Genomic DNA, 24,366 nt, shown 5'->3' with positions numbered 1-24,366 from the left:
TAGAAATCGTTTATTTCAAATGTACGATTTACATTTCTTCCTACTTTTTTCTTCTTTAGTGCAACCCTTTACTTTTGCCGTTGTCTTTAACTACAACTAAGGCACATCAACCTTTTGGAAACCGATATCAGATTCACACATCAAAGCTTGGTTGAGCAATGCAAGACCGGCAATGCCAGTTCGCAGTATGAGCTGTATGGCCTGTATGTGGATGCTATGTTTAATGTTGGATTGCGGTTTTTGGGGAATAAAGAGGATGCTGAAGACATTGTTCAAGACAGTTTTGTCGATGCCTTTAAAAAACTGAACAGTTTTAAGTACGAAAGCAGTTTTGGGGCATGGCTCAAGCGCATTGTCATTAATAAGAGTATAAACCACCTCAAAGCAAAACGGATACCGGTAGTTCCCATTGAACCACATGAGTTTCATCTGGCTGATGAAACTACCGTTGAAGGCGAAATGGTGGACATTAAAAAAGTACAATTGGGCATTGCACAGCTGCCCGACGGGTACAAACAAATTATTAACCTCTATTTGATAGAGGGTTATGACCATGTGGAAATTGGAGAAATACTAGACATTTCGACCAGTACCTCAAAATCACAATACCACAGGGCAAAAAAGAAATTATTGGAAATCATAAGCGAATTGTAATGGACAATTTTGAAAAACATATTCGAGAAAATACTGCTCAGTTTGATACGGAGAAAGCGGACCGCTCCAAGCTTTGGGCAAATATCTCGGCTGAACTCCAAAAAACGGAACCAAAGGTCATTCCGCTATGGAAACGGCCAATGCTTCGCATTGCAGCGAGTATTGTATTGCTTTTGGGTATTGCCAGTTTTATTGGCCTGTCTATTTACGATGGGAGTGCTACAGATACGCAATACGTGTCTAAAGAATTGTTGGAGATAGATATGCACTACAAGGGGCTAGTTTCCTATCAGGTACAACTAGTACAAAACAATCCAAACCTTTCCGAAACCGATAAGGCTGAGTTTTTGTCCTTTATGGATGAACTCGATTCCGAATATGAGACCCTTCGCGAAGAAATGCGAAACAATCTTGACAATGAGCGGGTGTTAGAGGCTATTGTGGCCAATTACAAAAAGCGTATTGAGCTCATTGAGAAGTTATTACGACAAATTAACGATGCTAAAAAATCCGATGAAGATTATGGCTACACTTTATAGAACAATTCTTGGAGCAGTTTTTATGCTACTTTCGGTGCAATTCAGTACAGCCCAAGAGCGCGTATCCAAGATGGTTGAGCGAAATTTTCCCCTAACTCATGGCGGAGAACTGATACTAGAGAACAAGTACGGCAATATTAGTGTTACCGGTTGGGACCAAGACAAAGTTTCCGTGAAAATCGATATCAAGGTAAATCACCGCAAGTATGATACTGCCAAAGATTTGTTGGGACGCATCAATCCTGAAATCAAGTCAAGTACTGGATATATTTCCATTGTTTCCAAAATAGCGAACAAAAACACAGGTTGGTTCGCCGATTTTTTTAATCGAACCAATCCAATTGACGTGGACCGCAGCCGGGTACAAATTGATTACGAAGTGTTCCTTCCTAAAAAAGCAAAACTTAAGATAACCAATCGTTTTGGTGATGTGGTGTTGGAGGATTGGAGCGGTGAATTGAGAACTTTAATTGAACATGGAGACCTTTGGATAAATGAGGATTTGGGCAAGGCCGATATCATTTTAAAATTTGGAAAAATAAAGGCCCGCAACCTGAATTATGCAAGTCTAAACCTCAAAAATGGGGAGTTGGATATGCAAGATGCCAAAAGCCTTCGTCTTAACAGTAGTGGCACCGAGATGAGCTTGGGCCAGGTGAATTCTTTTGAAATCTATTCAAACAAGGATGATATTTCCATTGATGAAGTGGGCAACATTTATGGCGACTTAAAATTTTCGACACTTCATCTGGAACAGCTTGCACAAGATGTTGATTTGACCTTAAAAATTTCAGATTTCTGGGTACGCCAAATTTCAGAGGAAACCAATGAAATCAATATTGAACAAGAATCTTCAGATATCAATCTTACGGTAAAAGACTTTGCACATCGTTTTGAAGCCACTTTGGAACAAGGGGTGGTCCGATTACCAAAGTCTTTTAAAAATGTAGATTCAAAGGTACTGGACAAAGGAAAGCGATTACGTGAAATAAGAGCGACCTATGGTGAGTCCGAGACCGGACTAATATCCATAAATGGCATCAAGGGAATTGTAACAATAAACGATTAAAAAAGTCAAAAGAAATGCAACCCTTGAAAAATTCAATTGTCCTTAAAGAAAATCAATCTAGAAAAATGAACAATCAAACAACATTCTTACTCCTATTGACCCTATTCTGTGGCCTTTTCACTTTTGGCCAACAAAATGACGAAGACTATATCACCTTTAATGACCGTCGCAATGTAGTACATGGTGTTTACGTAGGAATTGGAATGGCATACGGTGAAATTGAAGGGCAAGAAACGTATATCGGAAGCTTTAAGGTAGCCTACGTCGCAAACCAACAATTCGAAGTGGGTTTCTTGGCTAGAGGTCTATATTCCGCTCAAAATATTTTCAATCCACGAAGTGGGCAAAATGATGACCTATTTGCAGGTTATGCCGGCTTTCATTTGGAACCTATTTTTTTCGGGAAGTCATTGGTCAGTCTTTCCTTCCCTGTATTTATTGGTGGTGGGGCCGTTGGTTATGCTGATCGTGATTTTATAGAAAGTGATGATTTTGATCCAGATGAAGACGATTTAGATGCTGTTTTTGTACTGGAACCAGGAGTTAGCGCTCTTTTTAATATTTCACGTTTTGTGCAATTAGAAGCTGGGGTACGTTATCGATTCTCTAGTAAAATTGAATTGACAGACAGTCCGATTGACCGAATCAATGGTTTCTCAGGTGGCATCGGAATCAAAATGGGGATTTTTAATATGGGACGGAACCGCTATAAAAAGCAACTGGACTAATGAAGAAGAAAAATACCCACAAAATGGAACCAATAACCACCATTAAAGTTTTCTGTAATAACGAGACAGTTTTTACTAAAGATGACGAAGAAAATTGGATGCCTATTCATTTTAATTGGATTTCAATCCACTCTTAAATAACTTTTAAACATCAATCAAAATGAAATCGAATTTAATTTTTGGCCTTCTGGCCACAGTACTACTTGTGTGTTCATGCGACACCGAATCCATTAGGGCTTCTGATGAAATTTCTACCCGAGAATATTCCTTTTCTGACTATTCGAAACTTCAGGTTTGGGGTGATTTTGATGTCTTTGTCTGGTTTTCTGATACCGAAGAACACATCGAAATTGAGGCCAATGAAAATCTTCAGGACAAAATAGTGGTATCCAAAGAAGGGAACACCTTGCGAATTGGGTTAGAGAACAACATTAGTATTCGGGGGAACGCCACCTTCAAGGCCTACATCACAACGCAAAATATTTCAGAATATAGCATATCTGGGGATTCATATGTAGCGTTGGAAAATATGTTACTAACAGAAAATGCAACAGTAAATATCTCTGGAAATAGTCGTTTTAATGGTGAAATCTATGCTGCAGCTCTTTCAATGAATCTTGAAGGTGATTCGGAGCTAAATGTTTTTGGAACGGCAAACACATTGAATGCTGACCTAAGTGGTGATAGTGAATTGAAGGATTACGACATGATAGTAAACGACCTCATTCTCAAGCTTACCGGAGATAGTGAAGCCTTTCTTTCAGTAACTGAAACCATTGATATCGATGCTTCGGGAGATTCTGTCTTAAACTATAGCGGCAATGCCGAAATCATTCGTCAACGTTTAAGTGGGGACTCTAGAATTCGAAAACGTGATTAGCGTTTGCTACAACTTATGGTAAAGGTGAGGTATTGTAAATCACCTTTTTAATCCTTAAGACTCCTTCTTTGGTACTGAACACAAATAGATTTTTGGTTCTAAATGCTACAGGAGGAGTCTCATTTTTCGGATAAAATGTACCCGTGACTTGTCCGCGCATGAGAACTATATCGTCAAACTCCTCGATTTCGATAATCTCGTGCTGCATTTTTGATTTGCCATATTGGCGTTGTTCAGTTAAATAAATACCCAGCGCTTCTATTCCCACATTGACCTCACTACCTGGCGCCATATGAATCACATCATCTGCATATACTTCCAATTGTTCCTCTACAGAAATAGTATTGTTATCCAGAACTGATAGGATAGCTTCTATTTCATTTCGCAACGCAACAGCGGTATTTGGTAGGCGAATAAAGTTGCCTTCATAAAATAACCCTGTTGGAGCATCATTTGAATCGTACTGCACAGATTTCATGTGGTATTCATTTGAACTCAGCCACTTGTAATCATAGATTCGGTAGGTGTCTTTTGGTTCCCCCTCAAACTTAATCTTCAAGTTAACGTCACCATCAATTGACACACTGCCTTGCCCTACTCCTGCACGCAGTTCTCCAAAACTAGAGAGGTGGTCAACAACTTTGGTCGCCGGATTATATGACCAAAAAATATGTCCGTTTGGTTGTGGGCCATCGATTATTGAAAACAGGCTGTTGGCCGTGTTAATCTGTGTTGAAATTGTATGATGGTTTTGGATTTTTATTGTTTCCGTTTGACCACCCCAGTTATGTGTCCAACTATCGTCTTTGAGCGTCCATTCCCCAATAAACTTTTCGAATGGATTCCGAGTAACTAAACTGTGCAACCCATTAGTTTGGAATGTTATAGCTTTAGACTGAGCGATGATTTCCTTGGAAGTTACTACCAATAAGGCAAGTACCAGAATTATTCTGATTTTCATTAATTCATTTTTTGATGACGTGTTGCGTTAAAGTAACGATGTTAATGTCTGGATTCCAACACTTTTACAACATCATTAAGACCAAAACCCTTTGCCTTCAAAAGGATTAACAAATGAAAAAGCAAGTCGGCGCTTTCATTTAAAAACAAATCATCATTCTCGTCTTTGGCCTCAATGACGGTCTCCACAGCCTCCTCTCCTACTTTCTGAGCTATTTTGTTAATGCCTTTTCGAAACAATGAGGCAACATAGCTTTTTTCATCTTCCTTATTCTCTTTTCGTGAAGCAATGATTTCTTCCAATTCACTCAAAAAGCCAAAGTCCTGTTTGTTTTCTTCAAACCAACAAGTATCGGTACCCGTGTGGCAAGTAGGCCCCTTTGGGTTGGCTCGAACTAAAATAGTATCAAAATCACAGTCAATCTTCAAGTCCACCAATTCCAAAAAATGACCACTTTCTTCTCCTTTGGTCCAAAGTCGTTGTTTACTTCGACTGAAAAAAGTAACCTTTTGTAATTCTTGGGTTTTATCAAAAGCCTCTTGATTCATATAACCTAGCATCAAGACTTTTTTTGTTTTTGCATCTTGAATTATAGCTGGCACCAAGCCATCTGAATTTTTATCAAAATCTATCTTCATAACCGTACTGGAATTCCTTCTGATTTTAGTTCTTCTTTTAAGCCTTTAATTTCAATTTCTTTAAAATGAAATACGCTCGCTGCAAGGGCTGCATCAGCTTTACCTATTTTAAAGGTCTCTGTAAAGTGATGCACATTCCCTGCACCACCTGAAGCAATGATTGGTATGTTGACCAACGCCGATAATTTGGCCAAGGCTTCATAGGCAAATCCGTTTTTTGTTCCGTCATTATCCATACTTGTAAATAATATCTCTCCGGCACCACGCTGTTCCGCTTCTTTGGCCCATTCAAACAAGTCTATTTCCGTTGCAACCTTTCCTCCAACCAAATGGACTTTCCATTGCCCATCAACGTGCTTAGCGTCTATGGCAACAACAATACATTGAGAACCAAACTTGGCCACAAGCTCATTTATCAATTCAGGTCGTTTTACTGCTGAGGAGTTAATAGAAACCTTGTCTGCCCCATTCTGTAATAAAATGTCAACATCCTCAACTGATGATATACCTCCACCAACCGTAAAAGGAATATTTAATTTTTCAGCAACATTATACACCAGGTCTGCTAAGGTTTTGCGCTTTTGTTCAGTGGCTGAAATATCAAGAAAAACCAACTCATCTGCTCCCTCCACAGCATAACGCTGAGCCAATTCAACGGGGTCTCCAGCATCACGTAAATCAACAAAGTTGACTCCTTTGACCGTTCGTCCATCCTTTATATCCAAGCAGGGTATGATTCGCTTTGTCAACATTAATCTTCGTTTTTTGTATTTAAATCATGACCCTCATAAAAACCTAAAGACTCATTCTGCAGTTGTTTCACCCAAAACGCAATTTGTCCCGTATGATACGATAGGTGTTCTACAACATGAACCATGTTTCCTATACCCGAAAAATCAAATCCTTGCACTTGCTTTTGCTGTAACAAGCGTTCAATTGAGATTGTACTAAACGTGGATTTTACTTCTTCAATAACCACATGAATTTTGTTCAAAAGTTCATTTTTACTCAATCCACCTTCAGTGGAGAATTCTAAATCGCGTTGACGTTTATCTTCAGTTTCAGTTAAGGAAGCGATACCATATTGAGTCATATTACCACATAAATGCAAAATCAAATTACCAATACTGTTCAAGGAACTATTGGGTTTTAACCAGACCTGGTCTTCAGAAACTTTAGCTAGGGCTATTTTTAGCATCCGAAGGCTCTCATCCATTCTAAAACAACAGTTTTCAACAAACTCAAACTGAAACTTTCGTAGCTCATCCATTTTCTAAAATGTAATTTTCCAATTGTTTTAAACTAATATGATTCTCATAAATGGCCTTGCCTATAATTACACCTTCACAACCCAATTCTTTAAGCTTTGGTAATTCGTCATATGATGAAATACCGCCGCTGGCTATTAGCTTGATTCCGTTTTCCTCGACATCCAAAACACCACTGCCCCAAATTTCAGTTCGTACAACCTTAGTTTCTTGCAAAAGCCTTTTATAAAGCTCGAAAGAGGGTCCTTCGAGCATTCCGTCTTTTGAGATATCGGTACATATTACATATTCGATTCCGATATTTTGATAGTTCTTCACGAAAGGAATCAAGCCCAAATCAGAAGTTTCTTGCCAACCCGAAACAGCAACCTTTTCATCCTTAGCATCTGCTCCAAGGATTATTTTTTCCGTTCCATAAGCATTTAGCCAACGTAAAAAAGTTGGCCTATCTTTAACGGCCACACTACCACCAGTAATTTGACTTGCTCCACTTTCAAATGCAATATGTAGGTCCTCGTCTGATTTCAAACCACCACCAAAATCAATCTTTAAATTGGTCTTTGAAGCAATTTCTTCTAATACCTTATGATTTACGATATGCTTTGATTTTGCACCATCCAAATCAACTACATGGAGATGTTTTATACCATGACCCTCAAATTCTTTAGCCACTTCAAGAGGATTCTCATTGTACACTTTTTTAGTAGCATAATCGCCTTTTGAGAGACGAACACATTTTCCTTCAATAATATCTATTGCTGGAATTATCCTCATAATTTGTTTTTTTTAAACATCCAGGTTTCAGGGTCTGGAATTTCTGTAAAACCAAATTGGTGATATAATCCATGGGCATCTGAAGTTCGCAAACCAAAGCCATTTACATTGCTCAATTTTGGATGGTCCACAATATGTTGAACCAGTGATTTACCGTAACCCTGTCCTTTGAATTTGGCATCGATAAACACATCCATAAGCCAAGCAAAAACTATATAGTCTGTTGCAACCCTCGCAAAGCCTATTTGCTTATCACCGTCCACTAGATATAAACCAAAACAAAGTGAATTTTCAATTGAAGTCTTGACTTCTTCAATTGTTCTACCCTTTGACCAATAGGCTTCTTCTGATAAATATTGATGGACAAAATTCAAGTCAATTTTTAATGGGTCGGTTGAAACAAATACTTCTTGCACGCTCATAAGGCCAAAAAGTTAGAAAGAATCTTAGCTCCATATGTTCCGGACTTTTCTGGGTGAAACTGTACTCCATAAAAGTTATCCTTTTGCAAAGCAGCACTATACTCCAATCCATAAGTACTGGTTGCAATGGACTCGATAGTCTTCGGGGCGTAAAAGCTATGGACAAGATAGATATAGTCATTTTCCAATCCTTGAAATAAATCACCCCTTAGATTTTCAATTTTATTCCAACCAATTTGTGGCACTTTAACATCTGAATTAAATCGAACTACATCCGTATTGAATATACCAAGGCCCTTGGTTGCTCCCTCTTCAGAAGAATCGCACATTAACTGCATACCAAGACAAATTCCTAAAACCGGCTGTTTCAAATCGGCTATAACATCGTGTAGACCGCTTTCCCATAATTTTGTCATGGCACTACTCGCTTCTCCCACACCTGGAAAAATGACCTTGTCAGCGTTCTTTATTTGTTCTGAGTCATTGGAGAGTAAAGCCTCAACACCTAATCGCTGAAAGGCAAATTTTATACTCTGAATGTTACCTGCGCCGTAATCAATTATAACCAGCTTCATAATACACCCTTGGTTGAAGGTAAAACCATCTTCTCAACATCTCGCTTTACAGCCATTTTAATCGCCTTCGCAAAAGCTTTGAAAATGGCTTCAATTTTATGATGCTCATTGGTGCCTTCGGCTTTGATGTTTAAATTGGCCTTTGCACCATCACTAAAGGATTTAAAAAAATGGTGAAACATTTCTGTTGGCATATCACCAACCTTTTCACGTTTGAATTCCGCTTCCCAAACCAACCAGTTTCTTCCACCAAAATCCAATGCGACCTGAGCAAGGCAATCATCCATTGGTAGGCAGAACCCATAGCGTTCAATACCCAATTTATTACCCAATGCTCCATAAAAAACTTCCCCTAGTGCAATACCGGTGTCTTCTATGGTATGGTGTTCATCTACTTCTAAATCTCCATCCACCTTTATAGTCAAATCCATTTGACCATGTCTCGCCAATTGATCCAACATATGGTCAAAAAATTTAAGTCCAGTATCAATGTTGGCGATTCCGGTTCCATCAAGGTTCAACTCAATCTGAATGTCGGTTTCTTTCGTTTTTCTATGGGTTTGACCTTTTCTAGAATCCAACCTTAGAAACTGGTATATGGCTTCCCAATCGTTTGTTGTTAGGGCAATACATTCAGAAAGTTCACCATGCGAAACGGTAATTTCATCAGTACCTAATGCTGTTTTATTATCTATAAAAATTCCTTTTGAACCCAAATTCTTTGCTAACTCCATATCCGTAAGACGGTCACCTATTACAAAGGAATTTGCTAGATCATATTCATCAGTAAAATATTGGGTTAGTAAACCGGTATTTGGTTTCCTTGTCAGGGCATTATCTTTTGCAAAAGTTCGATCAATAAAAACCTCATTAAATGTCACGCCCTCACTTTCAAAAGAATTAATTATGAAGTTTTGAACAGGCCAAAAAGTAGCTTCGGGAAATGATTCTGTTCCCAAACCATCTTGATTGGTTATCATAACCAATTCAAAATCCAATTCTTTCGCAATTTTGCTTAGGTAGGTAAATACTTTAGGATAAAAAACCAATTTTTCAAAAGCGTCCAATTGTTCGTCCTTCGGTTCCTTTGCCAATGTGCCATCACGGTCAATGAATAGTATTTTTTTAGCCATTACTGAGTTTTATAAGTGCGTTCACAAGTTTTTCGTTTTCGATTGAAGTCCCTACTGTAAATCTTAGGGTATTTTCACAAAGCGGTTGCGTACTTCGGTTACGGATGACAATACCGTTTGCAATTAATTGTTCATATCGCAGGTTAGCATCATCTACACGTACTAAGATGAAGTTGGCATCACTTGGGAATATTTTTTTTATAAATTCCACCTTATTAAGTGCTTTGACCAACTTGTTTCTTTCAGATAATATCCTTTCAACTTCTTGACCAACCGAATCAACTTTTAGAACCCTTTCCAACGCTTTCTCTTGTGTGAGTTGATTCACATTGTATGGCGGCTTAATCTTATTTAAGGTTTCGATGATTGCTCGGGAAGCGTAACAAATGCCAAGTCGTATTCCCGCCATTCCATAAGCTTTAGATAAGGTTTGTGTCACGATTAGATTGGGAAATTCTTCTAATCTTGCAACCCAAGATTCTGATTTGGAAAAATCAATGTAGGCTTCATCAATAACTACAATACCTTGAAACTCTTTTAAAATATGCTCGATGTAGTCCACTTTGAAGGCATTCCCGGTCGGATTGTTCGGGGAGCATAGAAATAAAAGCTTCGTTTGGGAATCAACATTTTTTAAAATACCATCAATAGCTGGCTGAAAATCGGAATTTAAGTAGACTTCCCTGTTTTCAACGGCATTTGTCTCTGACAAAACTTTATACATGCCATAAGTTGGTGGTAAAGTAATAATGTTATCTACATGGGGTTCACAAAACGCCCTAAAAATTAAATCCAATACTTCATCGCTACCATTGCCCAACAAAATCTGATTTTGCATAATACCCTTCTGTTCTGCCAAGACTGCTTTAAGATTTCTTTGTTGTGGGTCAGGATATCGGTTTACTCCATTTTCAAATGGATTTTCATTCGCATCAAGAAAGACCATATCCGAATCAAAGTCCTTGAATTCATCACGGGCAGATGAATAGGGCTTCAGGGCTTTTACGTTATTTCTTACTAAGTTTTCTATGTTGAATTGCCTAGCCATTTAACTCTTTTAATCGAAGGGTCACTGCGTTTTTGTGCGCTTGCAATCCTTCTGCTTCCGCCATTAATTCTACCGCACTACCTATGTTTAGAATTCCTTCTTTTGAAATTTTCTGAAAGGTCATGCTTTTCAAAAAACTATCAAGGTTTACACCACTATACTGTTTGGCATAGCCATTAGTCGGTAGGGTATGGTTTGTTCCTGAGGCGTAATCTCCAGCACTTTCTGGTGTATAGCTTCCTATAAAAACAGAACCTGCATTCATAGTATTTTGGATGTAATACTCCTCATTTTTGACGCAGACAATGTAGTGTTCAGGACCATATTCATTTATCAATTGAAGTGCTGTCTCATCATTTTCTACAAATATCAACTTACTGTTATCAATAGCTTTAGCAGCTATTTCCTTTCTAGGCAGTGCTGATAACTGGGTTTCAATTTCCAGTTCTACTTTAGAAATAAGCTCTTTAGAAGTTGAGACCAATATCACCTGGCTGTCCACTCCATGTTCTGCCTGACTTAGCAAATCAGAAGCTATAAAAGACGCATTGGCACTATCATCTGCCACTACGAGTAATTCACTTGGACCGGCTGGCATATCAATCGCAATACCATACTTAGTTGCTATTTGTTTTGCCACAGTAACAAATTGGTTACCTGGACCGAAGATTTTATAAACCTTGGGAATGGTTTCAGTACCAAATGTCATTGCAGCAATGGCCTGAATTCCTCCTACCTTAAAAATTTGGGTTACCCCACATAAAGCAGCCGTGTATAGTATTGCTGGATTTATATTTCCAGATTCGTCAGGTGGAGAACAAAGAATAATCTCTTCACAACCTGCAATGTTTGCTGGAACGGCCAACATTAAAATCGTGGAAAATAAGGGTGCAGTCCCTCCAGGTATGTACAAACCAACTTTTTGAATTGGTCGTTTTTCTTGCCAACAATCTACACCAGGCAATGTTTCTACAGTTACCCTATCTGTTTTTTGGGCAATGTGAAACTTTTCGATGTTCGATTTCGCGAGTTGTATTGCCTTCTTTAAATCTACAGAAACCTTATTACTGGCTTGGACAATTTCAGCTTCGGTGACTTCTGAATCTGCCAGTTCAACTTTATCGAATTTTTTAGTGTAGTCAAAAATGGCCTTATTCCCCTTATTTTTCACCAATTCAAATACTTCTTTTGCAATTGGCTCAATCGCATCAAAGGTTTGGGTTGGCCTTGCCAAGATTTTTGTCCATTGCGTTTTATCAGGATTGAAACATTTTTCCATTACAATACCATTTTTTCAATAGGACAAACCAAAATTCCTTCTGCACCTACAGCTTTTAACTCATCAATCACCTCCCAAAAGGTATCTTTATTAATTACTGTGTGAACCGAACTCCATCCTTTCTCTGCTAAAGGTAATACTGTAGGACTGCGCATACCAGGGAGAATTTCAATCACCTTTTCTAAACTTTTGTTGGGGACGTTCATTAAGACATACCTGTTTTTTCTGGCTTGCAAAACGGATTTTATTCTGAATTGAAGTTTATTAAGAATAAGGCTTCGCTCTTCATTTATTTTTGGTGAAACAGCTAAAACCGCTTCACTCTTTAATAACACTTCAACCTCTTCAAGGTTATTTTTGAATAAGGTGCTGCCACTCGATACAATATCGCATATAGCATCAGCTAAGCCAATATTCGGTGCTATCTCGACAGAACCGTTGATTATATGTATATCAGCTTTTATGCCCCATTTTTCCAAGAAGGTTCGAACGGTTTTGGGATAAGAGGTTGCGATTCGCTTACCTTCAAAATAATTGTAATTCGTGTATGATTTACCTTTTGGTATCGCCATGGACACCTTGCATTTAGAAAACCCTAAACGCTCCACAAATTCAATTCCTTCCCCTTTCTCAAAGAGCACGTTCTCACCAATTATAGCGACATCTACTACCCCATCCTTTAGATATTGGGGAATATCCCCATTGCGCAAGTAAAAGACCTCCATTGGAAAATTTCTTGAACTGGCCTTTAATTGATCCTTACCATTGTCAAAAGAAATACCACATTCTTTGAGAATTCTAAGAGAGTCTTCATTAAGTCTTCCGCTCTTTTGAATGGCAATTCTAATTTTATTCATCTCAGATTTAAAAATTAAAAAACCCGTTTGATTGCTCAAACGGGTTAGGTTATTTTGACATACACAAAATACAGCTACCTCGCCTGAGCGATTGATGCAGTATGATGATGTGTATGATTTTTTCTCATTTCGTAGACGAAGTTAAACTTTATTTTCAACACAAAAAAGCGAAGCTTAGTTATTTCCTAAAATTAGGGGTAGACCATCATCGCCTGAACCAACTACCACAACCTTGGCGTTGGGAGATTTTGAAAGTTCTAAAGTAGCTTCAATACCTTTGTCTTGAAGAATCTTATCTGTCAAAGAGGCACTTAAAATTCTATTCGCATCAGCTTTACCCTGCGCTTCTATCCGTTGACGTTCAGCTTCTTTCTGCGCAGTTACCAACTTAAACTCATATTCAAGTGACGCCTGTTCTTGTTTTAATTTATTCTCGATGGATTCTCGTATTGTTGGTGGTAATGTCACATCTCTAACCAAAATTTCATTCAATTGAATATATTGCTCGTCCACAATAGCTTTTGTCTCCTCAAAAATTTCATTTTGAATTGCATCCCGTTTACTTGAATACAATTGCTCAGGTGTATAACGGCCTACTACACTTCTAGCAGCTGATCGAATAGCGGGCAATAAAATGCGCTCTTTGTATTGCTCACTTTTTTCTTGATGCAGTCTGCCTAAGTTTTCATATTTGGGTTGAAACCAAGCGGAAGCATCAATCTGAATTTCCAAACCGTTTGAAGATAATACCTTCATTTGTTCAAAAACTTCTTGTTGACGAACCTCATAAACATAAACTTTGTTCCAAGGGGCAACCAAATGGAATCCTTCGCCCAATGGTGGCTTTTCTGTAACCACACCACCACCAAAGGTTTTGTAGAGGACTCCAGCTTCACCGGAACCAATGGTTACCGCAGACTTCGAAATCAGAATAATTAATAAAATAATAATGAAAACTGCCGGAAGGGCAATTTTAGGTAATCTGTCCATAATAGTTTCTCTTTATAATAATCCGTTATATTTTCTAATAAACCATTCAAGGGTCAAACTTAAAACCAATAGCCCTAATAACCACTTGAAATCTATTAAAGATACCACATTTTTAATGCTTTTTTGAACGGGTATGTATCTATCATTCTGCACCAAATCCTGAATAAGGGTTTCTATTTGGGAAGGGTAATATAGACTGCCGTTATTCCGTTCTGCAGTTCTCTTTAATTTCTCATCATTTGCTGAAGACACTTGACTTTCGATATCAAAATCCAAAATTTTAAATTTACCGGATTTCGAAGTTCCTTCATTGATTTCAGTCACTGTAAAAGCATATTCACCATTTTCTAGATTACTTAAATCAGCCTCAAACTGGTTGGATCGTAATATCATCGGTATTTCCATACGAGCTGAATTCCCAGTCTTTTTGACCGACACCACAAGATTACTCTCAGATTTGAACGTATAGGTCTCATCAAAATAACTTGCCCCAATCCTAGCAGTAGATGGCGAACTAAAAATTGGTTCATAATCCAATTCAAGTCTACTCCTCTGTTCCGTATCCGACAGGTATCGAATCAATTGGCCCATAAAATTATCAAAGACTTCAAAATCCCTGTTTTGCCGAAAGGTTTGCATGCGCCATTGCCATATATTCTCTCCAAAAAGAACGGCATTCTTGGTTCCATTGTTTTCAAAAGTTGATAACAGTGGCGTTTCCAAATTCACTCCACGAATTCTCTGCAGCAATACAATATCTTGGGGGGCACTAAAAGTATATTCGCCCAACTGGCTTTTTAAAGGAGGATAATCAGAAAAATCAAAACTTGACAAATCGAAGACGCTATAACCTTGATTTTTGACTGCGATTACATCTTCAGATTGGTTAAAACTCTTTTTATTGAAAAAGTTCTGAGCAGAATTTAAAAATGTCCAATCCGTATCCGTACCAGTAATAATAAAGCTACCAACACCTTTATTTGCGAGGAAATTAAAAATATTCTCAAATTGACGGTTCGGTTGATATAGAATAAAAAAATCAAATGTGTCTAATTCACTATTTGATATTATTGGCTTTTTGATAACAACAGAACGTTGTTCATTGCTCTCAATTGATTTTTTAAGAACCCCTAAATCTGGATGGGCTATTGAAGAAACGACGGCAATTTTAGTTTGTTCATCAATTACTTCTATTGCCACTTGCTTTTCATTGTTCTGAATATTTTTTTCCGAAGCAATAGGAACTACTTTGAAAATTAAATTTTTAAGTCCTACACTAGTTGACTTCAATAAGCCTTCAATTGTTTTCGAATTGTTATTCCTTGACAATTCAAACCTTTCACGAAACACAATTTTATTATCAAGATTAACCTGTAATTCAGAAGTCACACTATTTGTACCAGTGTATGAAATTGCAACCTCAAAAGGAAATTGATTATCCATAAATGTATATCGATTGGTATTTACTTGAGAGATGTAAACATCTTCATATTTGGTGGTGTCCCCCACTACCACCGGGAATATTGAAACATTTGAAGACAACGATTGAAATTCAAAATCAGCGCCAACATTTTGATTGCCATCAGTAAGCATAACAATTGCGCTTGGTTTTGAGCCGTAGACCTCGCTCAAATCTCGGAGTGCCGTGGTCATATCACTAACATCACCATCAAAATTCAAACTATCATTATTTGTAAGACCATTCGAAAAAAAATGTCTGCTTATTGCAAATCGTTCATTCAATTGATTGTTACTACTTAAGGATTGTAAAATGGTCAATACGTTTTCGGCCCCTTGTACTTTTTCAATGGATCTTGAGTTATCAACCAATAGTACCAAATTTGGTTTCTCAACAATCAAATCCTCGTTGGTAACCTTTGGATTTATAAGTAATAAAAGAACCGTAAACCAAGACAAAAACCGCAGAAAAGCCAGGTAGATGGAAAGCTTCGTCCTTTTAGACTTAAAAAAGTATTGAAATACCGAGAGTCCCAACGCCACAATTGTTGCCAGAATAATAAGCAGAATGGACTGGGTGGACATAAATATTACTTGGATTGGTGCCTAGGTTAGCATTCCGCCATCAACATTAAGTACTTGTCCAGTAACGTATGCTGAAAGATCTGATGCTAAATACAAACAAGCATTAGCAACATCTTCAGGTGTTCCGCCTCTTTTCAACGGAATCGCATCTCGCCATCCTTGAACAACCTTTTCATCTAGCTTATCGGTCATTTCGGTCTCGATAAAACCTGGCGCAATAGCGTTGCATCGGATATTTCTTGAACCCAATTCCAAAGCTATAGACTTCGTAAAACCAATCATACCTGCTTTAGACGCGGCATAGTTGGCCTGACCGGCGTTTCCTTTGACACCTACAACACTACTCATATTTATTATTGAGCCTTTACGAGCTTTTAGCATTGTTCTTTGAACTGCCTTAGTCATGTTAAACACGGACTTAAGATTAATTTCGATTACAGTATCAAAGTCCTCTTCTCCCATTCTCATGAGCAGGTTATCCTTGGTAATTCCTGCGTTATTAATCAGCACATCTATTCCCTCAAAATCACCTAAGACATCAGCGACCAATTTCTCAGACTCTTCAAAACTACCGGCATTGCTCTTATAAGCCTTTGCTTTGACTCCTTTAGCTTCCAATTCATTTTGTAACTCAAGTGCTGGCCCTTCACTTGAACTGTAAGTAAAAGCAACATTGGCACCATTATCGGCAAAAATTTCGGCTATTCCGCGGCCAATACCACGACTCGCCCCAGTAATTATTACATTTTTGTCTTGAAGTAATTTCATATGAAAATCAGTTAGAAAACAAATATATCAATTAAAAACCCTGTCGTAAAACAGGGTTTAATCATCTCATTTTAATCCTTTATCGGAGGTGGTGTTTCGTAATTAAAGAGGTAATCTACATCCAATTCTTTTACCTTTCCTAATTTCTCCAACGCATTGATATCCAAATCGTTCTTGTTTCCAACAACCATTACATTATATTCAGTTCCAGAAATATTTTCTTTGAAGAAACTTGACAAATCAGCCAACTCCATATCCTTGACGCTATTGTAAATTTCCTCACCATTGTTCTCTGATATCCCTCGTTTCTTCATTCGTTCGTAAGACCAAAAAATATCTTGTTTTGTGGTGCGAGCAGCAGCCATTTTATTTAAGGTAGCTTCTTTCGCAGAGTTAAAGTTTTCCTCTGCTTCTGGCATATTGTTCATTAAATCGAGCATTGCATCCACTGCCTCATTTAGCTTATTAGCCTGCGTGCCTACGTAAGCATAGGTGTAGTTTGGATCACCAGCTTTAGAGGCCATCATATGGGCAGAAAAAGCGGAGTAGGCCAGTGACTTTGATTCCCGAATCTCCTGAAAAACGATGGACGAAATTCCAGATCCAAAATAAGAATTAAAGACATTTGTTGCAGCCATCTTCGATGGGTCAAAAGTGTCTCCTTTACCTAAAAAGACCAATTCAGCCTGTACCATATCATAGTTGGTAAAGAATACGTTGTCACCAGTTTCAAGTTTGACATATTCTTTTTTAGGTGGATAATCCTTTAGGCCTTCGACTATATGGTTTGCCACAATGGCATCTTTGGCTTCGTTAACATTATTACCGTAATAGAAGAATCGGTGTTTATAAGATTTCAATTCTTTAACCAGATTCACCAAATCATCAGGGTTCATAGCCTTTAATTCGGCTATCGTATAAATATCCCTAAGTGACGATTCCTCACCATACATTCCATAATTAAAAAGGCCTGTCCAAAGAATAGCACCTTTATTTGACTTCGTATCTTCACGGCCTTTGGCTATTTTGAGCACATACTTGTCAAAAGCTTCTTTATCTGCTTGTGCGTTATCCCACAAATTCTCTAAAAGTGCCAAACCTTTATCAAGATTTTCACGTAATCCATTTAGATAAACAATGGTTCTGTCATTGTTCACTCTAACGCCATAATCAACTCCAAGCTTATAGAACTCCTTACTAACATCTTCAGCAGACATGGTATTAGTACCAATGTATTTTAGGTAATCAAGGGCAATCGGTAACAATTTATCGTTATCACTACCCATATCGAATATGATATTAAACTCCATCAAATCGTTTTGTGGATTCTCAACGAAGGCCAATTCAATATCAGAAACTTCATCGGTACTAATAGCTTCTTCGTAGTTTACAAAAACAGGTTCCAAATTTGGCGTTTCCATTTGCTCAAAAGACGCCATAAACTCTGATTTCTTGTCTCTATTTAATTCTATGGGTGTTATTCCCGGATTTTCAACCTTGACAACGTTAGAGGGCTCCCCTTGTCTTTTATAAACCACCGCATAGTTGTCTTTATAAAATTCATTGGCAAAGGCCACTATATCTTCCTTCGTTAGATCCTTCATACGGTCGAACATACTGATTCGATCCTTCCAGTCTTGAAAATGTACAAAAGTGTTGACCAAATCATAAGCCAAATTTGAAGCATCTTCATAGTTACGCATCTGTGATAGTTTCAAGTCATTTATCACTGCATCAACTAACCAATCTTCGAAATTCCCTTTCTTGATTTCCTCGATTTGTTCAAGAATCAAGTCTTTAACCTCTTCTAAAGTTTGACCCGATTTAGGATTTCCATAGAAATAGTGTGCGCCATAGTCGTTCAAGAATTGGGTATAGCTCCCCGCATTTTGAACCAACTGTTGCTTATTTAAATTCAAATCAATTAGTCCTGCTGCAGAGTTATTTAATAGCATGTCGATAAGAACAACTTTCATTTCATCTTCAGAACCAATAGCATCGGCTCGAAATGCAATATTGACCCGCTCGTTCTCAGGGCCGAAAACTTCTGCTTCAACAGCATTGGCCAGAGGCTCTTCTGTAGGTCTTGTAGGATGTTCCACTTCTTCATATTCAAACTTGCCAAACGTGGCATCAACCATTTTGATGGTCTCCTCAAAATCAAGGTCACCGACAAGGATTACTGCCATATTATTTGGAACATAATATTTCTCAAAATAATTGTGAATAGCTACCATTGAAGGGTTCTTCAAATGTTCAGAGGTACCAATCGTGGTTTGTTGCCCATATGGATGTGTAGGGAACAACAAATCACCCATGGCGTAAGAAGCCCTCCTAAAATCACTGTCCTGACCACGATTGAATTCTTCATAAACGGCTTCTAACTCTGTATGGAATATGCGCAAAACCAATTGACTAAAGCGCTCACTCTCTAAATGCAACCATTTTTCAAGCGCATTGCTTGGAATTTTGTTCACATAGACAGTTTCCTCATGCCAGGTCCAAGCATTAGTACCTTGTGCACCAAGTGCACCCACCATTTTATCATATTCATTGGCAATCGAAATTTTTGAAGCGTCATTTGAAACTTTATCAATGAGCTGGTAGATCTCTTTTTTCTTATCGATATCAGTTTCAGACTTGTGTTGTTCGTATAAATTGGAAATTGAATCCAAAAGAACTTTCTCAGCTTCCCAATCTTGAGTGCCAAATTCATCAGAACCTTTAAATAACATGTGTTCAAGATAATGGGCCAGACCTGTATTGTCGGCAGGATCATAAACGGAACCTGCTCGTACTGGAATAAAGGTTTGAATCTTAGGTTCAGTCCGGTTTTGGCTCAAATAAACCGTAAGCCCGTTCTCAAGGGTATATTTTCGAGTTCCAGTCGGGTCATTGCTTACAGATTCGTAGGCATATCCGTTGGCATCAGTGCTGTTTTCAACAGTATACGCCTCTTTTGAAGTTGATGAATTCTTGCAAGAAACAAACCCAATTGAAACCGCAAGAAACGTAAAAAATAGTTTTTTCATAAAGAACATTTTGATTGATAAAAAAGCCACCAAATATTGGTGGCTTTGAATTTATGTATAGTTGAATGCAAACACTACTACATTACAACTTCTTTAACTTTTATTCCAATCTCAGCAGGAGAATCTACAACGTGAATTCCGCACTCTCGCATAATTGCTTTTTTTGCCTGGGCAGTATCATCACTACCACCAACAATTGCACCGGCATGACCCATGGTTCTTCCGGCTGGTGCAGTTTCACCCGCTATAAAACCAACAATTGGCTTGGTGCTACCACTTTCTTTGTACCATCTGGCCGCTTCAGCCTCCAATTGACCTCCGATTTCTCCGATCATTACCACACACTCTGTTTCTGGGTCATTTATCAACATTTCAACAGCGCTTTTAGTTGTGGTGCCAATAATTGGATCCCCGCCGATACCGATTGCTGTAGAAATACCCAAACCTTGTCTAACTACCTGGTCAGAAGCCTCATAGGTAAGTGTTCCTGATTTTGAAACAATACCTACTTTTCCTTTCTTAAAAACAAAACCAGGCATTATACCAACTTTCGCCTCTTCTGGAGTAATTACCCCTGGGCAATTAGGGCCAATCAAAGTACAATCCTTATCCTTGATAAAATCAGATGCCTTGACCATATCCGCCACTGGAATACCCTCTGTGATTGTTATGATAACTTTTATTCCTGCACTGGCAGACTCCATGATAGCATCAGCTGCAAATGCTGGTGGAACAAATATTATGGAAGTGTCCGCTCCCGCCATTTCCACAGCTTCTTCAACCGTATTGTAAACGGGTTTGCCCAAATGTTCTTGGCCACCTTTACCTGGGGTAACCCCTCCAACGATATTGGTACCGTATTCTATCATCTGCTCTGCATGAAAAGTACCTTCACTACCCGTGAAACCTTGAACAATTATTTTGGAATCTTTATTAACTAAGACACTCATATTTTATTTATTTGGTGGCAAAAATACATCACCTATTAAGAAGTTAAAATCAAATGTTCTTTATTTTTTTTAAAATGGAGGGTATTTGCTTTTGGTACGCTATTTCCTTCATCTTTTCCCTTGCTTCCTCCGCTGGACTTCCGAAATAGGTTTTACCTGGTTCTAGGGAACGTCCAACACCTGATTGGGCCAATACAACCACTTTGGTACCAATAGTTATACCACTGATAACACCCACTTGGCCCCATAAGGTTACATCATCCTCAATTACGACACACCCTGCAATACCGCATTGAGAAGCTATTAAGCAGCGCTCCCCTATTACGGTATCATGTCCGATTTGAATTTGGTTGTCAAGTTTAGTTCCTTTTTTAATTGTGGTATCGCCAGTTACTCCACGGTCAATAGTGCAACCTGCACCAATATCAACATTATCTTCAATTATAACGCGACCGCCAGAAAGTAATTTGTCATAAAAATCGTCCCTTCGTTTGTAATAAAAGGCATCACCACCGAGAACCGTTCCAGCGTGTATCGTCACCCCATCACCAATGATACAATTGTCATAGATTGAAACGTTCGGGTGAATTAAACAGTTTTTCCCTATTTGTACGTCATTTCCGATAAATACATTTGGCTGAATAATCGATCTTGAACCAATTGTTGCAGATTCAGAAATCGTTGAACCAGCACTTTTAAATGGTTGAAAATGCTTCGTTAGCTTATTGAAATCAGCAAAAGGATCGTCTGAAATCAAAAGTGATTTTCCTTCCGGACAATCTACTTCTTTGTTAATCAAAATTGTAGTTGCGGCCGAATTAAGTGCCTTGTCATAATATTTTGGATGGTCTACAAATACGATATCACCTGGCTCAACCACATGAATTTCATTTATTCCAAAAATTGAAAAATCGGGCTTACCAACATAGTTTACTTGCAATAAATCTGCAATTTCCTTTAAGGTAAACTGGCGAGGGAATTTCATGGGTACTTATTCTTTTGCCCTTTCTTGATATGAACTGCTTGCAGTATCAATTTTGATTTTATCACCTTCATTGATGAATAAAGGCACATTGATTCGTGCACCTGTTTCAACCGTAGCAGGTTTTGTAGCATTTGTAGCCGTGTTCCCCTTAACCCCTGGTTCAGTATGCGTTACTTCTAAAACAACACTGGCTGGCATCTCAACCGAAAGCGGCATTTGGTCTTCGGTATTAAAAATAATGGTCACAATTTCACCTTCCTTCAATAATTCTGGCGTATCCAGTGTATCTTTTTGAAGAGCAATTTGATTATAGTCATCCGTATTCATAAAATGAAAAGTATCCCCTTCTGGATATAAAAATTGATACGACCTTGTTTCAACACGAACATCTTCAATTTTATGACCGGCAGAGAAGGTATTATCAATAACCTTACCTGTTGTGACACTTTTTAACTTTGTTCGAACAAAGGCAGGCCCTTTACCCGGTTTTACGTGAAGAAACTCAACTATTTTATAAATATCGTTGTTGTAGCGAATGCACAACCCCTTTCTAATATCAGACGTACTTGCCATAATTAATTTGAACTAAAATATCCTTTCATAATACCTCGCTGCGAATCTCGTATAAATTGGAGAATTTCATCGCGTTCAGGAGTCGCCTCCATCTCAGCTTCGATGATTTCTGCAGCCTGGGAATTGTTGTAATTATTTTGATACAGAATACGATAAATATTCTGTATTTCTCGAATTTTAGGTGAATCAAAGCCCCTTCTTCTAAGGCCGACCGAATTAATTCCTACATAAGAAAGCGGTTCACGGGCCGCTTTCACGAAAGGTGGAACATCTTTACGTACCAAAGAACCACCTGTTACAAAGGCATGCCGACCGACCGATACAAACTGGTGTACCGCAACCATTCCTGCCAAAACAACATTCTCTCCAATGGTCACATGACCAGCAAGTGTTGAGTTGTTACTAAAAATACATCCGTCTCCAACCAAACAATCATGAGCAATATGGGAATACGCCATAATTAGGCAGTTATTACCAATTACCGTTTTCATTCTATCGGAAGTACCCTTATTTATAGTCGCACATTCTCTTATAGTGGTATTATTACCTATATGAACAGTAGTTTCTTCGCCTTGGTACTTTAAGTCTTGTGGCATGGCTGATATTACTGACCCAGGAAAAATATTACAGTTCTTTCCTATTCTTGCCCCTTCCATAATGGTAACGTTGGAACCTATCCAAGAACCTTCACCAATAGTCACGTTATTGTGAATGGTTGTAAATGGTTCTATAACCACATTCTTAGCGATTTTAGCTCCAGGGTGAACGTATGCTAATGGTTGATTCATCTTCTAATTCCCTTTTACTTTAGTAATCTGGGCCATGATTTCCGCCTCTGAAACCAATTTACCATTGGCATATGCCCTAGCCTGCATTTGACAAATTCCACGTCGAATCGGACTCATTAAGTCCAACTTAAAGATTAAGGTATCACCCGGGACCACTTGATGTTTGTATCGTACATTATCAATTTTCAAAAGATAGGTAAGATAGTTTTCAGGGTCAGGGACCGTACTAAGAACTAAAATACCACCAGTTTGAGCCATGGCCTCAATCTGAAGAACCCCAGGCATTACAGGCGCTCCAGGAAAGTGACCTACGAAAAATGGTTCGTTCATGGTCACGTTCTTAATACCAATAACATGTTCTTCGGAGAGCTCCAAAATCTTATCAACCAGTAAAAATGGGGGTCTATGCGGCAGCATATCCATAATTTGGTTGATATCCTTTACCGGAGGTGCATGAAGGTCTACTTGGGGAACATAATTTCTTCGTTCCTGCTTGATTATCTTTTGAAGCTTTTTGGCGAATTGCGTATTCACAAAATGTCCAGGCTTATTCGCAATTACCTTACCGCGAATACGGGTTCCAGAAAGTGCCAAATCGCCTATAACATCCAATAATTTGTGTCTTGCAGCCTCGTTAGGGTGATGCAAGGTCAGGTTATCTAGAATACCATTGGGCTTTACGGAAAGCTTTTCTTTATTGAAGGCCTTTTCAAGCTTTTTCTGGGTGTCGGCTGAGATTTCCTTATCTACATAAACAATGGCGTTGTTCAAGTCACCGCCTTTAATTAGACCGTGCTCCAACAGCATTTCCAATTCATGTAAAAAACTGAAGGTTCGCGCACTCGAAATCTCCTCCTTAAAGTCAGCCAAATTATCAAGTGTTGCATTTTGGGTTCCCAAAACTTTGGTTCCAAAATCCACCATTGTGGTAACCTGGTAAGATTCAGCTGGTATTACAGTAATCTCACTACCACTAGCTTCATCTTTATAGGAAATAACATCCTTAATCACATATTCTTCGCGAAACTCATCTTGGTCTTCAACACCAACCTTTTCTAGGGCTTCAACAAAATATTTTGATGAACCATCCATTATAGGAGGCTCGGGCGCATCTAGTTCAATCAGCACGTTATCCAAATCCATACCAACCAAAGCGGCCAAAACGTGTTCTGATGTTTGAATCTTAACCCCGTTTTTTTCAAGGTTAGTGCCCCGTTGGGTATTGACAACGTAGTTTGCATCAGCTTCTATTATAGGCTCACCCTCTAAATCAACGCGTTTAAAAGCGAAACCATGATTAGGAGGCGCTGGCAAAAAAGACATGGTGACGTTGTGGCCCGTATGAAGACCTACACCTTTTAACGTCACTTTTTTTTGAATCGTTTTTTGTTTGTTATCGGTTGCTGTCACAA

The 24,366-nt window shown here is 38.4% G+C and carries 25 protein-coding genes; 5 read left to right on the top strand and 20 right to left on the bottom strand.

Features of this window, described 5'->3' with window-relative positions; all coding sequences use genetic code 11:
* The first annotated feature begins 114 nt into the window (after nt 1-114).
* The 5 genes from HCU67_RS09885 (at nt 115) to HCU67_RS09865 (ending at nt 3,870) form a co-directional block, all read left to right on the top strand.
* Nucleotides 115-654, top strand: coding sequence for an RNA polymerase sigma factor (locus tag HCU67_RS09885; protein WP_246865755.1), 540 nt, complete (start codon nt 115-117; stop codon nt 652-654).
* Nucleotides 654-1,193: a hypothetical protein gene (locus HCU67_RS09880; protein ID WP_168552465.1), complete on the top strand. Its 540-nt coding sequence runs from the start codon at nt 654-656 to the stop codon at nt 1,191-1,193. The genes HCU67_RS09885 and HCU67_RS09880 overlap by 1 nt, the downstream gene beginning before the upstream one ends.
* Nucleotides 1,177-2,262, top strand: coding sequence for a DUF4097 family beta strand repeat-containing protein (locus HCU67_RS09875; protein ID WP_168552464.1), 1,086 nt, complete (start codon nt 1,177-1,179; stop codon nt 2,260-2,262). The genes HCU67_RS09880 and HCU67_RS09875 overlap by 17 nt, the downstream gene beginning before the upstream one ends.
* A gap of 65 nt (nt 2,263-2,327) precedes the next feature.
* On the top strand, nt 2,328-2,990 hold the full coding sequence (locus HCU67_RS09870) for a hypothetical protein (protein WP_168552463.1): 663 nt from the start codon (nt 2,328-2,330) through the stop codon (nt 2,988-2,990).
* A gap of 160 nt (nt 2,991-3,150) precedes the next feature.
* Nucleotides 3,151-3,870, top strand: coding sequence for a head GIN domain-containing protein (locus HCU67_RS09865; protein ID WP_168552462.1), 720 nt, complete (start codon nt 3,151-3,153; stop codon nt 3,868-3,870).
* A 13-nt stretch (nt 3,871-3,883) separates the two neighbouring features.
* Here HCU67_RS09865 and HCU67_RS09860 read toward each other — a convergent pair whose 3' ends face one another.
* From HCU67_RS09860 to HCU67_RS09765, 20 genes are all read right to left on the bottom strand, one after another.
* Complete coding sequence (locus tag HCU67_RS09860) at nt 3,884-4,831, bottom strand: Cif family virulence factor (protein WP_168552461.1); 948 nt, start codon at nt 4,829-4,831, stop codon at nt 3,884-3,886.
* Between the two features lie 41 nt (nt 4,832-4,872).
* Nucleotides 4,873-5,469 carry a bifunctional phosphoribosyl-AMP cyclohydrolase/phosphoribosyl-ATP diphosphatase HisIE gene (hisIE, locus tag HCU67_RS09855; RefSeq protein ID WP_168552460.1) on the bottom strand — a complete coding sequence of 199 codons (597 nt, stop codon included), beginning with the start codon at nt 5,467-5,469 and terminating at the stop codon, nt 4,873-4,875.
* Nucleotides 5,466-6,221, bottom strand: a complete 756-nt coding sequence (gene hisF / locus HCU67_RS09850) for an imidazole glycerol phosphate synthase subunit HisF (RefSeq protein WP_168552459.1) — start codon at nt 6,219-6,221, stop codon at nt 5,466-5,468. The genes hisIE and hisF overlap by 4 nt, the downstream gene beginning before the upstream one ends.
* On the bottom strand, nt 6,221-6,739 hold the full coding sequence (locus HCU67_RS09845) for a DinB family protein (RefSeq protein WP_168552458.1): 519 nt from the start codon (nt 6,737-6,739) through the stop codon (nt 6,221-6,223). Before HCU67_RS09845 ends, hisF begins: the two co-directional genes overlap by 1 nt.
* Entirely contained in the window at nt 6,732-7,511 is a 780-nt protein-coding gene (locus tag HCU67_RS09840; protein ID WP_168552457.1) for a 1-(5-phosphoribosyl)-5-[(5-phosphoribosylamino)methylideneamino]imidazole-4-carboxamide isomerase, read from the bottom strand. Before HCU67_RS09840 ends, HCU67_RS09845 begins: the two co-directional genes overlap by 8 nt.
* Complete coding sequence (locus HCU67_RS09835; RefSeq protein WP_168552456.1) at nt 7,508-7,933, bottom strand: GNAT family N-acetyltransferase; 426 nt, start codon at nt 7,931-7,933, stop codon at nt 7,508-7,510. Before HCU67_RS09835 ends, HCU67_RS09840 begins: the two co-directional genes overlap by 4 nt.
* Entirely contained in the window at nt 7,930-8,508 is a 579-nt protein-coding gene (gene hisH, locus HCU67_RS09830) for an imidazole glycerol phosphate synthase subunit HisH (RefSeq protein WP_168552455.1), read from the bottom strand. The genes HCU67_RS09835 and hisH overlap by 4 nt, the downstream gene beginning before the upstream one ends.
* Nucleotides 8,505-9,641: a bifunctional histidinol-phosphatase/imidazoleglycerol-phosphate dehydratase HisB gene (gene hisB / locus HCU67_RS09825; RefSeq protein WP_168552454.1), complete on the bottom strand. Its 1,137-nt coding sequence runs from the start codon at nt 9,639-9,641 to the stop codon at nt 8,505-8,507. The genes hisH and hisB overlap by 4 nt, the downstream gene beginning before the upstream one ends.
* Complete coding sequence (gene hisC, locus HCU67_RS09820) at nt 9,634-10,689, bottom strand: histidinol-phosphate transaminase (protein ID WP_168552453.1); 1,056 nt, start codon at nt 10,687-10,689, stop codon at nt 9,634-9,636. The genes hisB and hisC overlap by 8 nt, the downstream gene beginning before the upstream one ends.
* Complete coding sequence (hisD, locus tag HCU67_RS09815; protein ID WP_168552452.1) at nt 10,682-11,968, bottom strand: histidinol dehydrogenase; 1,287 nt, start codon at nt 11,966-11,968, stop codon at nt 10,682-10,684. The genes hisC and hisD overlap by 8 nt, the downstream gene beginning before the upstream one ends.
* The gene (hisG, locus tag HCU67_RS09810) at nt 11,968-12,825 is read right to left on the bottom strand and encodes an ATP phosphoribosyltransferase (RefSeq protein WP_168552451.1); all 858 of its coding nucleotides are present in this window, start codon (nt 12,823-12,825) and stop codon (nt 11,968-11,970) included. The genes hisD and hisG overlap by 1 nt, the downstream gene beginning before the upstream one ends.
* A gap of 174 nt (nt 12,826-12,999) precedes the next feature.
* The gene (locus HCU67_RS09805) at nt 13,000-13,815 is read right to left on the bottom strand and encodes a prohibitin family protein (RefSeq protein WP_168552450.1); all 816 of its coding nucleotides are present in this window, start codon (nt 13,813-13,815) and stop codon (nt 13,000-13,002) included.
* Nucleotides 13,816-13,827: 12 nt separating this feature from the next.
* Nucleotides 13,828-15,858 (bottom strand): vWA domain-containing protein, encoded by a 2,031-nt coding sequence (locus tag HCU67_RS09800; protein WP_168552449.1) that lies wholly within the window; start codon nt 15,856-15,858, stop codon nt 13,828-13,830.
* A 21-nt stretch (nt 15,859-15,879) separates the two neighbouring features.
* Nucleotides 15,880-16,626: a 3-oxoacyl-[acyl-carrier-protein] reductase gene (fabG, locus tag HCU67_RS09795; protein ID WP_168552448.1), complete on the bottom strand. Its 747-nt coding sequence runs from the start codon at nt 16,624-16,626 to the stop codon at nt 15,880-15,882.
* A 71-nt stretch (nt 16,627-16,697) separates the two neighbouring features.
* Nucleotides 16,698-19,658, bottom strand: a complete 2,961-nt coding sequence (locus HCU67_RS09790) for a M16 family metallopeptidase (protein WP_246865754.1) — start codon at nt 19,656-19,658, stop codon at nt 16,698-16,700.
* A gap of 77 nt (nt 19,659-19,735) precedes the next feature.
* Nucleotides 19,736-20,608: a succinate--CoA ligase subunit alpha gene (gene sucD, locus HCU67_RS09785; protein WP_168552447.1), complete on the bottom strand. Its 873-nt coding sequence runs from the start codon at nt 20,606-20,608 to the stop codon at nt 19,736-19,738.
* A gap of 49 nt (nt 20,609-20,657) precedes the next feature.
* Nucleotides 20,658-21,593 (bottom strand): UDP-3-O-(3-hydroxymyristoyl)glucosamine N-acyltransferase, encoded by a 936-nt coding sequence (locus HCU67_RS09780; protein ID WP_168552446.1) that lies wholly within the window; start codon nt 21,591-21,593, stop codon nt 20,658-20,660.
* A 6-nt stretch (nt 21,594-21,599) separates the two neighbouring features.
* A complete protein-coding gene (gene efp, locus HCU67_RS09775; protein WP_168552445.1) occupies nt 21,600-22,166 on the bottom strand; it encodes an elongation factor P in 567 nt (188 codons plus the stop codon).
* 2 nt (nt 22,167-22,168) lie between these two features.
* Nucleotides 22,169-22,954: an acyl-ACP--UDP-N-acetylglucosamine O-acyltransferase gene (gene lpxA / locus HCU67_RS09770; RefSeq protein WP_168552444.1), complete on the bottom strand. Its 786-nt coding sequence runs from the start codon at nt 22,952-22,954 to the stop codon at nt 22,169-22,171.
* A gap of 3 nt (nt 22,955-22,957) precedes the next feature.
* Nucleotides 22,958-24,364: a bifunctional UDP-3-O-[3-hydroxymyristoyl] N-acetylglucosamine deacetylase/3-hydroxyacyl-ACP dehydratase gene (locus tag HCU67_RS09765; protein ID WP_428047048.1), complete on the bottom strand. Its 1,407-nt coding sequence runs from the start codon at nt 24,362-24,364 to the stop codon at nt 22,958-22,960.
* Between the last annotated feature and the right edge of the window lie 2 nt (nt 24,365-24,366).

Origin of the sequence: Croceivirga thetidis, from assembly GCF_012272815.1 — a bacterium.
In the GTDB taxonomy this organism is placed as follows: Bacteria; Bacteroidota; Bacteroidia; order Flavobacteriales; family Flavobacteriaceae; genus Croceivirga; species Croceivirga thetidis.
This window is presented reverse-complemented; position numbering and strand designations above follow the sequence as displayed.